The following is a 13,235-nucleotide window of genomic DNA, read 5'->3' as shown; positions in this document are numbered from 1 at the left end:
AAGGGCGTTATTGTACCCCAGCGCCGCCCAGCCATCACGGAGATTGTAGATGGACATACAATTGAGCATCGCCACCCCGGAGTCGGTCTCTGACTGGCTGCCGCTGTTCGCCGCCTACCTGGATTTCTACCGGGTCCATCAATCGCCGGGACAATGCCGGGAATACCTGTGCGAACGGCTGCGCCGCCGCCAGGCCATAGCCTTTCTGGCCAAGCGCGATGGAGCAGCCGTGGGTTTTGCGTTGATGTATGTCGGATTTTCCTCGCTGTCGCTGCGCCCCTGCTGGATGCTGCACGACCTTTACGTCTCCGCCGACGCGCGCCGGCATGGCGTCGGCAAGCTGCTGATCCTGCGTTGCCAGCAATACGCGCGGGATATGGGCGGCGGCGAGATCATGCTCCAGACCGCGCATGACAACCTGAACGCGCAGCGCTTGTATGAAAGCCTGGGCTTCGCGCTGGACCGCGACTTTCGAGTTTACAACTGGAGCAGCGGCGATTCTTGACGCTCCGGCCACGCTGCGGCATCCTCGCCCACCCGCCGGTCAATACAGAGGAGGAGCCCGCATGACAGCGCCAGGAATCTATCAGCATTACCGCAACCGCCAGCTTTATCAGGTTCTCGGCACTGCCGAACACTCGGAAACCCGGGAGCCGCTGGTGATGTACCGCGCGCTGTACGGCGACTACGGCCTGTGGGCTCGCCCCGCCGGGATGTTTGAGGAAATGGTGGAGCATGAAGGCCGCCAGATGCCCCGTTTCAGCCTGGTGAAGGCGCTGTAGGCCGGCGCGATGCGCATCTACCGGACCGACCAGTTTGCGCTGCCCCTGCCGGCAGGCCACCGTTTTCCCGCGGAGAAATACCGGCTGCTGGCCGAGCGGGTATCGGCCTTCGCCTCCGACCGAATGGAAACCGCGCCGGCGGCGACCCGCGGCGAACTGTTGCACGCGCATCATCCCGACTATGTCGACGCGGTGCTGAACGGCGCGCTGGATGCCGCCGGCCAACGGGAGATCGGCTTGCCCTGGTCGCCGGAGCTGGCCGAACGCAGCCTCCGTTCGGTGGGAGCCACCGTGGCTGCCAGCCGCGCGGCGCTGCTGGAAGGCTGCGGCGTCAACCTGGCCGGCGGCACCCACCATGCCGGTCCGGACCGAGGCAGCGGTTTTTGCGTATTCAACGACATCGCAGTGGCGTCGATGCTGATGCTGGCGGAAGGCCGCGTCCGCCGCGTCCTGATCCTGGATCTTGACGTCCATCAGGGCGACGGCACCGCCGCCATCGCCGCCGGCGAGCCCCGCATCTTCACCTTTTCCATGCATGGCGCGCGCAATTTCCCCTTCAGCCGCGTAGACAGCGACTGGGACATCGACCTGCCGGACGGAACGGAAGACGGCGATTATCTTGGCGCGCTGGAGCGCGCACTGCCGGACCTGTTCGCTCGCGCCAGGCCCGACCTGGTGTGCTATCTGGCCGGCGCCGATCCCTATCGCGGCGACCGCCTGGGCCGACTGGCGCTAAGCCCGCAAGGCCTGGCCGAGCGCGACCGCATGGTGATGGACGCCTGCCGCCGCCGCGACGCGGCGCTGGTCGTAACCATGGCGGGAGGCTATGCGGTACCGATCACAGACACCGTGACAATACAGGCCGAAACGGTCAGACTCGCGTGTGAGATTTTCGGCGCTGGCCCGACCAACCGCTGATCATGCCGCCAGCCCGAAGCCGTTTCCGATCGCGTGGCCGGCCGGCGTCAGCCGCGCCGCATTCCCATACCCAGTTGACACAGGAGTTCATCATGGAAAAAGCAATTCTGGGCGGCGGCTGCTTCTGGTGCCTGGAAGCGGCCTTCTCCCGGCTGAAAGGCGTGGAGCGGGTGGTTTCCGGCTACTGCGGCGGCCACACCGACAATCCGGACTATCGCCAGGTCTGCTCCGGCGATTCCGGCCACGTGGAAGTGGTGGAAATCGATTACGATCCGTCCCGCATCGACTACGCCACGCTGCTGCAGGTGTTTTTCGCCGTGCACGACCCCACCACGCTGAACCGCCAGGGCCACGATGTCGGCACCCAATACGCGTCGGCGATCTTCTACCGGGGCGACGCCCAGCGGGAATGCGCGGAGCGCGTCATCGACGAGCTGGTCCGCGAACAGGTATTCGATGCCCCCATCGTCACCCGGCTGGAGCCCGCGCCCCGCTTTCACCCGGCCGAGGACCACCACCAGAACTACTATGCGCTGAACCAGCAGCAGAATTACTGCCAGCTGGTGATTTCTCCCAAACTGGCAAAAATCCGTAGTCGATTCTCTCATTTGTTGCAAAACTAACGGGCGGATCCGGGGCGCGGCCGGTATAATGGCACGCGCCCCGCGGCACGTGTTCCAAACCTTGCATCCACCAAAGTCCGAAGCATGTCCGATGTCGAAGTGCCCCGCCCCTCCCCATTCAACGCGCTCCGCACCCACCTGCATCTGTTGCGCCATGCCTCCGCCCGCAGCAAGGGACTGAGCGCGCTTTGCCTGCTGCTCGCCTTCAGCCTGCTGATGGCTCACGCGCTGCTGCTGGATATCCGTCAGCAACGCCATGAATTTCGCCAGACGGTGGAGCTGCTGCTGCAAAACGTCAACAGCCGCTTGCGCAGCAGCGAGCTGCTGCAGGATGAAGTGGGCGACATCGCCTCCAACGATCCCCCGGGCGGACGGACGCGGATACGGGAGCTGGTGCAGATCGCCACGCAGACCCAGCCCCAGCTGTACTTCATCGGCTACCAGCCGCTGGTGGAGCAAGCCGAGCGGATCCGCTTCGAGCGCGAGCAGGCCCAACGGCTGGGCCAGCCTTACGCGATTCGCGATTACCTGCACAACCAGCTCAATACCTGGCGCGATCGGGCGGCCTGGCGCACCGCGCCGCAGCGGTCGCGCTATCTGCCGCTCAGCATGGCCGAACCGGGCCTCGCCTCGCCCGACTGGCGGGAAATGGGGTTGGACCTGCTGGACGACTCTGTGCTGTCCGCGGCGGTCAACCGCGCGCTGGGACACCTGCAAGCCTCGTCGCCGACGCTGCTGCTGCGCAACGGCGAGTGGGGGCTAGCCTTGTTCCAGACCGTCTACCGCATCGCCCCGCCCTCGCCCGTTCCCATGGTGCGCATCGAGCAAGCCGCCGGCGTGGTGATGCAGGTGTTGTGCCTGCGGCCGCTGCTGGCCCTGCCGCCCTCTCTCGAGGGCCGCTACACCTTGCAGTTGCTGCGCCGCGACAATGCGAACGACCCCGGCATGATTCAATTGCAGAATCAGAAATCAGACCAGGTGGGCTCCCGGCTGGACTGGCTGCTGCCCCAGCTCAGCTACCGCGCCAGCCTCAGCCTGCCTGCCCTGCCTTACGACATGAGGCTCAGCCGCCAGTTGCGCCTGGAGCGCACCACAGCGGCGGAGGTCGCGCTGTGCCTGCTGATCGCGTTGCTGCCGTCCTATCTGCTCTGGGTGGTGCTGGCGCTGTTGGAGCACAACCGCCAATCGCGGGAACAGATACAGGACGACATTTTCCGCGAGCGAGAATACGCCGGCGTCGCCCTGCGCGGCATCAGCGACGCGGTGATCAGCATAGACAACGAGCAGGTGATCCAGTACCTGAACCCGGCGGCTGAAACGCTGCTGGGCCTGCCCGCCGCCCAGTTGCTGCAGCGGCGGCTGAAACAGGTGGCGCCGCTGCACTACGAATTTTCCCGCCAGCCGGTGCTGGACCCGATAGAACAGGCCGTAGCGACGCTGCAAGTGGTTCATCTGGCGCAAAACTGCTATTTGAAGCGGCACAGCGGCGAAAAACTGCTGGTGGAGGGAGCAGTGGCGCCGTTGCTCGGGCGCAACGGCCAGTTGATCGGCAGCGTGCTGACCTTCCGCGATACCGCGCCCATCCGCCGCCGCATGCTGGCGGCGCTGGAGGCCAGCGAAAGCCGGTTGCGCCAGCATGAGCTTGAGCTGGCCCGCGTCACCCGCATCAACACCATGGGCGAAATGGCCTCCGGCATCGCCCATGAGATCAATCAGCCGCTATCCGCCATCATGAGCTATTGCCAGGCCGGCCTCAGCCTGCTGGAGGACGACGAGCTGGACATCGCCATGCTGCGCCGCGCGCTGACCTCGTCGGTCAACCAGGCCGACCGCGCCGGCCGCATCATCCGCAGGCTGCGGGAATTCGTCACCCAGAAGAACCAGCAACTGACGCCAGTACAGTTGAACCAGGCTGTGCATAACGCATTGTCGCTGCTGGATTACGAATTGCACGATCACGACATTCACATCGAGCAAAACTTCGCGCCTGAGTTGCCGTTGGTATACGCTGACACTATCCAGTTGGAACAGGTGGTGCTGAACTTGGCGCGCAACGCGGTGGAGGCCATGGAGCAAACCCGGCCCTGGGGACGTCTGAGCATCACCACTCGCCGCCAGGGCGAGCGCGTGCAGCTCATCATCAGCGACAACGGCTGCGGCATCCCCTCGGACAAGCTGGACCGGATTTTCGACCCCTTCTTCAGCACCAAGCCCAACGGCATGGGGCTGGGACTGGCCATCTGCCAGACGGCGGTCGAAGCCTTCGGCGGCAAGTTGATAGCCGGCAACAAGCCCGGCTCGGGAGCGGAGTTCATCATTGACCTGCCATGCGCCCCGCGCGACATGGCCGTAACATCCGGAGTGGAAGCCTGATGCAAAACACGACCCCTACCGTATTCATCGTCGACGATGACCCGGCCGTACTCGACTCTTTGGCCATGCTGATCACCGCCCAGGGCATGAAAACCGTCGCCTTCCCCAATGCGATGGAGTTTCTGGACGGCTATCAGGGCAACCAGATCTGCTGCCTGGTGCTGGACATCCGCATGCCGCAGATCACCGGCCTCGCGCTGCAAGAGCAACTGATGGAGCGCGACATCAACATCCCCATCGTATTCATCACCGGCCATGGCGACATCGAGCAGTGCCGACGCGCGTTCCAGACCGGCGCCATCGATTTCCTGACCAAACCCATCGATCAGAACCGCCTGATCGCCAGCCTGCGCCGCGGCATACGCATCAGCATCCAGCAGCACCAGCAGGAAGAGGAAACCCAGGAAGTGATGAGCCAGCTGGCCCGCATCAGCGGCCGCGAGCGCGAAGTGCTGGAACTGGTGGCCGACGGCCTGTCCAGCAAGGAAATCGCGCGCGAACTGGACCTGTCGCCGCGCACCATCGAAGTGCACCGCGCCAACCTGTTCAGCAAGCTGGGCGTGGACTCGCTGGCCGACCTGGTCCGCTTCTATCTGAAGGCGCTGGAAGCCACCGGCAAGAAGCAACGGATAGACGAAGAGATTTTGCTCAACGAATTCCCGCCAAACCAGTAGAATCGCCGCATGGAAAGATTGTTCAAACACATCTGCCTGGTGGCGCGCCACAGCAAGCCCGGCATCACTCCCGCGCTGATGCAGCTGGCCGACCACCTGGCCGGCGGCGGCGCAACGGTGCTGATCGACAAGGAAAGCGTCACGCCGGCCGAAGCCAACGGTTATCCGCTGATAGACCGCACCGACATGGGCAAGCTTGCCGATCTCTGCATCGTACTGGGCGGCGACGGCACCATGCTCTCCATCGCCCGCCTGCTGGCGCCGTACCGGGTGCCGCTGGTCGGCATCAATCAGGGCCGGCTGGGCTTCATGACCGATATTCCGCTGCATGAGATGCTGGATTCGGTGGACGCCATCCTGCACGGCAAATTCGTGCCGGAAGACCGCATTCTGCTGCAAGCCTCCGTCGTCCGCGAAGACGCCGAAGTCGCCGGCGCGCTGGCCTTCAACGACGTGGTGTTCAGCCGCGGCGCGGTGGGTTCGATGATCGAATTCGAAATCTTCATCGACAACCAGTTCGTCTACAGCCAGCGCTCGGACGGCCTGATCGTGTCCACCCCCACCGGTTCCACCGCCTACGCGCTGGCCTCCGGCGGCCCCATCCTGCACCCCACGCTGCAGGCCATCGCCCTGGTGCCGATCTGCCCGCAGTCGCTGTCCAATCGGCCGATCGCCGTCAACGACTCCTGCGAGGTGGAATTCATGCTGACCCGCGGGCTGGACGCGCGCGTGCACTTCGACGGCCAGCTGCACTGCGATTTGATGGAAATGGACCGGGTGCTGATCCGCCGCTACCGCAACCCGCTGCGCATCCTGCATCCCGAAGGCTACAACTACTACGACATGCTGCGCCACAAGCTGCACTGGGGCGAGCGCCTGATCTAACCGGAAACGACCACACACCATGCTTCTCTCGCTGACCGTCAAAGATTTCGTCATCGTCGACAGCATCGCGCTGGACTTTTCCGACGGTTTCACCGTGCTCACCGGCGAGACCGGCGCCGGCAAATCCATCATGCTGGACGCGCTGGGATTGCTGCTGGGCGACCGCGCCGACGGCGCCCAGGTGCGCGAAGGCGCCGAGCGCGCCGAGATCACCGCCGAGTTCTCCACCGCCAACCGTCCCGAAGTGGACGCCTGGCTGGCGGACAACGAACTGTCCGGCGACGAAGGCGTGCTGCTGCTGCGCCGGCTGATAGACCGTGGCGGCCGTTCCAAGAGCTTCGTCAACGGCCAGGCCGCCACGCTGGCCCAGCTGAAATCGCTGGGCGAGTTCCTGGTGGACATCCATGGCCAGCACGCGCACCAGTCGCTGATGAAGAGCGAGACCCAACGCCAGCTGCTGGATGCTTATGCCGGCTCCACCACGCTGGCGCGCGACGCCAACAAAGCCTGGCAGGAATGGCAAGCGGCCCGTCAGGCGCGGCAGGACGCCGAGCGGATGTCTCGCGAATCCGAAGTGGAACGCGAGCGCCTCACCTGGCAGATCGGCGAATTGACCGAACTCAATCTGCTGCCCGACGAATGGACCACGCTGAGCCAGAGCCACACCCGGCTGGCCAACTCCGCCGAACTGGTGCAGAGCGCGCAGCAGGCGGTGGACGTGCTGTCCGAGAATGACGACAGCTGCCTGTCCCAGCTCGCCCACGTGCAAACCCGGCTGTCCAAGCTATCCAACCTAGACCCGCGCCTGGCCGATACCCTGTCGCTGCTGGACTCGGTGGACGCCGAGCTGCGCGAGGTGGTGTACAGCCTGCGCGACTACGCCAGCGACATCGACCAGGACGCGAACCAGCTGGTGGAAATGGAACGCCGGCTGGACCTCTTGATGAGCGCGGCGCGCAAATATCGCGTGCAGCCGGCCGACCTGCCCGACAAACTGGCCGACTGGCAGCAGCAGCTATCCGAGCTGGAAGCCAGCGTGGATGTGGAAGCGCTGAGCGTGGCCGAAGCCGCCAGCCTGGCCCGCTACCGCGCGCTGGCGGAAGCCTTGTCTGGCAAGCGCCGCCAGGCCGCCAGCGAGCTGTCCGAACGCATCTCCGGCGAAATGGGCCGCCTGGCGATGGGCGGCGCCCGCTTCGCCATCGAGCTGTCTGCGCTGGCCGAACCCGGCGCGCACGGCATGGAGTCGATCGAATACCTGGTGGCCGCCAATGCCGGCACCAGCTTGCGCCCGCTGGCCAAAGTGGCTTCCGGCGGCGAGCTGTCCCGCATCAGCCTGGCGATGCAGGTGGTGATCAGCCAGGTGGCCAGCGTACCCACGCTGATCTTCGACGAAGTGGACGTGGGCATAGGCGGCCGCGTGGCCGAAGTGATCGGCCACATGCTGCGCGACCTGGGCCAGCGCTATCAAGTACTGTGCATCACCCACCTGCCCCAGGTTGCATCCTGCGGCAAACACCACTGGCAAGTCAGCAAGCGCGAGCGCAAGGGCCAGGTGCTCAGCAACATCGCGCCGCTGGACGCAGAGCAGCGGGTGCTGGAAATAGCCCGCATGCTGGGCGGCGTCGAACTCACCCAGACCACGCGCGAGCACGCGGCGGAAATGTTGGCCTCCAACGCCGCCGCCCTCTAGCCAAGCGCGGCGATTCTCGCTAGAATTGCCGGCTCATACCAAATGCGGAAGCGTGGCAGAGCGGTTTAATGCAACGGTCTTGAAAACCGTCGTGGGTGCGAGCCCACCGTGAGTTCGAATCTCACCGCTTCCGCCAGAATCAATTAAAACCCATTGCTTTCAATGGGTTTTAATTTTGGCCATATAGCTGTCTTACATTTCAAGACAGCCTCGCCTCCCCCTACTCAGCCATGCGACTCTGACCACTATGGAGCGCACCAGCCAGGCAGTACATCAATCGCCCTTACGCCCATCGCGCGATATCAAACCGCAGGAACACAATGCGAATCACCATGCTCCTTCCCTTGGCGCTTGTCAGCGCAAACCTAGCCGCCAATCCATTCTCACTCCCCAACTCAGCTCTGAATGCGGCGCATCGTGCAGTGGATGAAACGGTCCGCATGCAGATGCGGCCAATGCCGACAAGACCATTTACTGAGCAGTTCAAGAGCGAGCGGCAAGGCGAAGAAACCAAGAGCGAGCAACAAGCCCAGGCCTCGCCTGCGGCCAGCGAACCTGCCGAAGAGACAGGCGACCGGCTGGCCAAGTAAGCCTGCTGATCAAATCGATCATCCGCGCTTTCTTTACGCAGTGCGCGCTGAAGCCGTAGCAGTGCCGGATGATTGACCCCGATATCGCGCCAATGCCTCCTCAACCAATCCCAGCCGCTTCCACTTCCATCGAACTGCGTCAGGTGAATTCCCGCCGATACGCGCAGGGCGTTATCGCGAAACGCTGCTTGAAGACTCGATGAAAATAATTGACGTCGACGTAGCCGCAGCGGCCGGCGACGGCGCTGAGCGGCAACTGGCCCTGCCGCAGCAGGGCTTTGGCCAGGTCCAGCCGGGCGTGAGCCAAAAATTCGCAGAAACCGTGTCCCAGATGCTGGCGAAACAGCCGGGATAGGTGGGTGGTGGAGATGCCGAAACGCAGCGACACGTCCTCGCGCGTCAGCGGCGCGTACAGATGCTCGCTGATGTACAGGCAGATGGCGCGAAACTGGTTGCCGCCCTGCTGCCACTGGCTGTCGCGCGCCTCATCGTATAGCGCCTGCAGCAAGGCCAGCAGCGCCTGGCCTTGAAACCGCAGCGCCTCAGGGGCTGCGCCATCCCGGCACAGGCCGGCCATCACATCCAGCATGCCGTTCAGGCTGCCGCGCTGAGCCAGCACCATGCTTTCCTTGTGGGTGCTGATCACGCCCTGCGGGCCGGATCGAACCAGGCTGAAACCTATCCGCGCATAGTCGAACAGGATGTGCAGCACCTCGCCGTTGGCGCACCAGTTAGGCAAGGTCCAGTGCTCCGCCGGGATGAAAAGCGCCTCCTGCGCCGACAGGCAAGCATTCTCGCAGCCTTCATGGCTGTAGTGATAGCGGTTGGACAGCACCAGATCCAGGCGCGGGAAATGCACTTGGTAAGCGCCTGCCGGCATATGTTTTCCAGCCGGCGCATGGCTCAAGCGCGCCAACGTGGACGGCCAGCTCAGGCGAAAGGACGGGTGCGGCGCCATGTCTTATCCGGTATCAATCTGAACTATCCGCCACCTTATCACCCGCCGGCCAACGGGCAAAACGCCCGATAAGCCAATGCCAGCCGCCCGGCGCGCACTTCGCACACCAGCCCGGGCTGCAGCAAGGCGCTCTGCCCCTGTTCCAGCGCCAACTCGCCAGCGGCATGCCGCAGGCTCAGGCTGCCGTCCACCACCAGCAACACTTCCGGACCCGCGCTGCGCCACGCCACGCCCTCGCCCTCGCCCAACAGCAACTGGTCCAGCGCGAAATAATCCCCGCCGCAACGCGGATACGCTCTCAGCCCGCAGCCATCCGGCGCGGCCATCACCACGGGGCTGACCGGCGCGTCGTCCATCACCGCCAACAGCGCTTCCACATCCACCGGCTTGTCGGTGAGGCCGGCCCGCAGCACATTGTCGGAATTGGCCATCAGCTCGATATTGCGGCCATGCAGATAGGCGTGCGGCAAGCGCGCCGGCTGAAAGATGGCCTCGCCCGGCCTCAACCCCACCAGATTGAGCAGGTAGCAGCCGAATACGCCCCGGTCCTCGGTCCGAATGCCAACCAGCCGCCGCGCCCAATGATCCGGATCATCCGGCCCAGCATCGCCGTCCGCCGCCAGCCTGCGCCACAGCGGGTGCAGCAAGGCGGCGATCTCCTCTTGCGGCAATCTGAGCAGATGACGATGCAGCCCCGCGCCGCCTTCCCGCGCCAACCGCTCACGCAATGGTTGCCACTCCGGCTGGCGCGCCAACTGCCCGTCGATCTGCGCATCCGGCCGCAATCCATGCAACAGCCAGAACGGCGACAGCGCCACCATCATCTCCGGTTTGGGGTAGGGGTCGCGATAATTGCGGCGCGGATCGCCCAAGGCCAGTCCGGCGGCATTGTTGCGGGCGAATCCCGCCTTCGCCTGCGCCTCGTCCGGATGCGCCTGGATCGACAAGGGCGCATCCACATCAAGCACCTTCATCAGGAAAGGCAGTCGGGGGCCATGGCGGCGGATTACCGCCTCGCCCAAAAAGGCTAGCGGCTGATGGGCAATGGCATAGTGCAGCGGCTGCGGGCCTTGCGGTGTCGCGATCACCGATGGCGCCTCTTCGTGCGCGCCCAGCCACCACTCGGCGAAATGCTGTTGTCCGGCGTTGTCCAGGCCCAGCATGCCAGGAATGAATCGACGCCCGCCCCAGGCATAGTGCTGGGCCAGCCCGTGCATGGGAAACGCGCTCATGCCGCGCCCTCCAGCCTGTCCCGCAGCAGCGCCAGCAAGCGTTCGGGATCGCGCTCTGCGCGCAGCGCCTGGCGGAAATCCTCGTGCATCACCAGCCGTGCCAGCCGAGAAAAGAATTTCAAATGCGCGGCGCCGGCATCGGCCGCGTTGAAAGCCAGCAGCAGCACCATGTCCACCGGCTGCCCGTCGCTGGCGCCCCAGTCCACCGGTTGCGCCAATCGGGCCAGGCACAGCGTGGGATGCAGCACATGTCCCGACTTGGCATGAGGGATGGCGAAGCCATGCCCCAGGCCGGTGGAGTAAGCCTGCTCGCGCAGCCACAGGTCTTCCTCCATGCCGTAGCGGTCATCGCAACGCTCCAGCAGCCACAGCCTGTCCACCAGACCCTTGATCGCCGCCGCCTTGCTGCCCCAAACGGCATCGGGCATCAAGCAGTCGGCGGTCAGCATCGGCAACGCCGGCCGGGCCTCTGCGGCCACCAGCGCCCTCACTTCGGCTCCATCCGCGCACTCCAGCGCCCGCCCCAGCAGTTCGCGGCAGCGGCCGGCGTCCAGTTCGCGCAGACGCCGCCGGCATTCCTGCAGCGAAGGCGTGCTCATGCTCAATTCATCCAGCCCCATGCCCAGAAACAACGGCAAGGCGTGCGGCGCGGCGGCGGCCTCGCCGCACAGCCCTATCCAGCGCCCATGGCGATGGACGGTGGCCGCGGCCTGGCTCAGTGCCGCCAGAAAGGCCGGGTGCAGGCTGTCGTACAGATGGCCCACCCGTTCGTTGTCCCGATCGGCGGCGAACAAATACTGCGTCAGGTCGTTGCTGCCCACGCTGAAGAAGTCCACCTCGCGGCAGAAGGCGTCCAGTTGGAACAGCACCGACGGCACCTCCAGCATGATGCCGAGCGGAACCGGCTCCTCCCTTCCCAGCGCGGCGCGCTCCTCCTCCAGCAAGCTTCTGGCCCAGCGCGCTTCGCCCAGCGTCGCGACCATAGGGATCATGACCTTGACCGGCCCCAGCGCGCTGGCGCGCAAGATCGCCCGGAGCTGGGCGCGGAACACCGCCTCCTGGTCCGGGTACATGCGGATGGCGCGGTAGCCGAGAAAGGGGTTGCTCTCCTGCGGCGCGGGAAGGCAACGCGCGGGCTTGTCGCCGCCGATGTCGAAGGTGCGGATGATCACCGGCCGGCCGGCCGCCAGCCTCACCACCTCGGCGTAGCATTGGAATTGTTCATCCTCGCCCGGTAGCTCGTCGGCATCCATGAACAGCATTTCCGTGCGAAACAGCCCCACCCCGTCCGCGTCCAGGGCGAAGCCCAGCTGCGCCTCGGCGGTGGAGGCGATGTTCACCGCCAGCTCCAGCCGCTGGCCGTCGGCGCTGGCGGCGATGCCGCCGCTGGCCTTGGCCAATCGTTGCCGCTGCGCAGCCAGCAGCGCCTCTTCTTCTCGATAGTAATCGAGCACGACCGTATCTGGGTTCTGGAACAAGGCCCCCAAGCCCGCATCCAGGACTGCGGTCCGGCCGATGCCGTCGGCGATGGCCGCCCGCTGCACGCCGGTCAAAACCGGCAGTGAAAACCCCCGCGCCAGGATGATGGTGTGCGAGGTCAATCCGCCGCGCGCCAGCAGCAGGCCTTTGACCTTATCCCTATCCAGCGCCAGCAGTTCGCTGGGCGCCAGGTCTTCCGCCCATAGCAGCGCGGCGTCAGGCAATGCCTCCCCCGCTCGCTCGATTTCCGGCGCGAGCGCCTCCAGCAACCGGCGTCCGACATCGCGGATATCCATCTCCCGCTCGCGCAGGTATTCGCTGGCCGACTTGGACAACCGCGCGCGGTAATGGGCGACAACCGCCGCCACCGCCCGCGCGGGACCCGCGCCATCGGCCACGGCGGCATCCAGCCGGGCGCGGAAATCCGGATCGCTCAGAATGGCCAGGTGGGCGCGCGACACCCCCGCCGCCTCGCCGCCCTGGCGCTCCGACTGCTGTCGCAGTTGCTCAGCCAGCGCGCGGAGCGCCCCCGCCAGCGCGGCAAGATCGGCATCGCGGTCCGTGGACAAGGGCAGCTCGGCCGGCTCCGGCATGCGGAAGCCGCGATGAACGCACAGCTCGCCAATCGCCACGCCCTGTCCCGCCGGCTGGCCGAAACATGGCGACGGCGAGAGTTCGGCCAGGCTTCGCGGCAACGCCCGGCTGGCCGCTGGAGCCGCCGCCACCGGCTCGTCGCAGCGCGGCAGCGTCTGCCTCAAGAAGCGGCCCAATTCGTCCGCGACCCGCGCAGCTCCCTCGCCGTCAATTTCGATATCGACGACGTCGTTGAACAGGATGTCCCCGCCGATCAGGCTGAGCACGCTCTTGGCGTCGGCCCATTGGCCATTGCGCTGGTTGCGCCAACGGATGGCGGCGCCGAAACCGGCGCAGAACTCCGCGATCCGACTGGCGGGGCGGGCATGGATGCCATTGGGCAGCGGACAGATCAAAGTAAGGCTATGTGACATACGACTGCTTTCCTGATGCGCCGG

12 protein-coding genes and 1 tRNA gene are annotated in these 13,235 nt (G+C 65.3%); 10 read left to right on the top strand and 3 right to left on the bottom strand.

The window, feature by feature from the left end:
- Window positions 1-49: 49 nt before the first annotated feature.
- The 10 genes from VA599_RS01805 (at window position 50) to VA599_RS01760 (ending at window position 8,535) form a co-directional block, all read left to right on the top strand.
- The gene (locus VA599_RS01805) at window positions 50-505 is read left to right on the top strand and encodes a GNAT family N-acetyltransferase (protein ID WP_346787466.1); all 456 of its coding nucleotides are present in this window, start codon (window positions 50-52) and stop codon (window positions 503-505) included.
- Between the two features lie 61 nt (window positions 506-566).
- Window positions 567-782 (top strand): DUF1653 domain-containing protein, encoded by a 216-nt coding sequence (locus VA599_RS01800; RefSeq protein ID WP_021476789.1) that lies wholly within the window; start codon window positions 567-569, stop codon window positions 780-782.
- Window positions 783-791: 9 nt separating this feature from the next.
- Window positions 792-1,700 carry a histone deacetylase family protein gene (locus tag VA599_RS01795; protein ID WP_021476788.1) on the top strand — a complete coding sequence of 303 codons (909 nt, stop codon included), beginning with the start codon at window positions 792-794 and terminating at the stop codon, window positions 1,698-1,700.
- A 92-nt stretch (window positions 1,701-1,792) separates the two neighbouring features.
- Window positions 1,793-2,323 carry a peptide-methionine (S)-S-oxide reductase MsrA gene (msrA, locus tag VA599_RS01790; RefSeq protein ID WP_021476787.1) on the top strand — a complete coding sequence of 177 codons (531 nt, stop codon included), beginning with the start codon at window positions 1,793-1,795 and terminating at the stop codon, window positions 2,321-2,323.
- A gap of 84 nt (window positions 2,324-2,407) precedes the next feature.
- Window positions 2,408-4,696 (top strand): ATP-binding protein, encoded by a 2,289-nt coding sequence (locus tag VA599_RS01785; protein WP_346787465.1) that lies wholly within the window; start codon window positions 2,408-2,410, stop codon window positions 4,694-4,696.
- Entirely contained in the window at window positions 4,696-5,370 is a 675-nt protein-coding gene (locus VA599_RS01780) for a response regulator transcription factor (RefSeq protein ID WP_021476785.1), read from the top strand. Before VA599_RS01785 ends, VA599_RS01780 begins: the two co-directional genes overlap by 1 nt.
- Before the next feature lie 9 nt (window positions 5,371-5,379).
- Window positions 5,380-6,255: an NAD kinase gene (locus VA599_RS01775; RefSeq protein ID WP_021476784.1), complete on the top strand. Its 876-nt coding sequence runs from the start codon at window positions 5,380-5,382 to the stop codon at window positions 6,253-6,255.
- A 19-nt stretch (window positions 6,256-6,274) separates the two neighbouring features.
- Window positions 6,275-7,945, top strand: coding sequence for a DNA repair protein RecN (recN, locus tag VA599_RS01770; protein ID WP_346787464.1), 1,671 nt, complete (start codon window positions 6,275-6,277; stop codon window positions 7,943-7,945).
- 46 nt (window positions 7,946-7,991) lie between these two features.
- A tRNA-Ser gene (locus VA599_RS01765) sits at window positions 7,992-8,081 on the top strand.
- Window positions 8,082-8,265: 184 nt separating this feature from the next.
- Window positions 8,266-8,535 carry a hypothetical protein gene (locus VA599_RS01760; protein WP_021476782.1) on the top strand — a complete coding sequence of 90 codons (270 nt, stop codon included), beginning with the start codon at window positions 8,266-8,268 and terminating at the stop codon, window positions 8,533-8,535.
- A 139-nt stretch (window positions 8,536-8,674) separates the two neighbouring features.
- Here the strand turns inward: VA599_RS01760 and VA599_RS01755 are convergent, their stop codons facing one another.
- Genes VA599_RS01755 through ptsP form a run of 3 tightly spaced genes read right to left on the bottom strand, consistent with a single transcriptional unit; the run spans window position 8,675 to window position 13,211 of the window.
- Window positions 8,675-9,493: a helix-turn-helix transcriptional regulator gene (locus VA599_RS01755; RefSeq protein ID WP_346787463.1), complete on the bottom strand. Its 819-nt coding sequence runs from the start codon at window positions 9,491-9,493 to the stop codon at window positions 8,675-8,677.
- Between the two features lie 38 nt (window positions 9,494-9,531).
- Window positions 9,532-10,725 (bottom strand): mannose-6-phosphate isomerase, class I, encoded by a 1,194-nt coding sequence (manA, locus tag VA599_RS01750; RefSeq protein ID WP_346787462.1) that lies wholly within the window; start codon window positions 10,723-10,725, stop codon window positions 9,532-9,534.
- A complete protein-coding gene (ptsP, locus tag VA599_RS01745; protein WP_346787461.1) occupies window positions 10,722-13,211 on the bottom strand; it encodes a phosphoenolpyruvate--protein phosphotransferase in 2,490 nt (829 codons plus the stop codon). Before ptsP ends, manA begins: the two co-directional genes overlap by 4 nt.
- Between the last annotated feature and the right edge of the window lie 24 nt (window positions 13,212-13,235).

Source organism: Chromobacterium indicum (genome assembly GCF_039708975.1).
GTDB lineage: Bacteria > Pseudomonadota > Gammaproteobacteria > Burkholderiales > Chromobacteriaceae > Chromobacterium > Chromobacterium piscinae.
The sequence above is the reverse complement of the archived record's forward strand: the minus strand, read 5'-3'. Positions and strand labels throughout refer to the sequence as shown.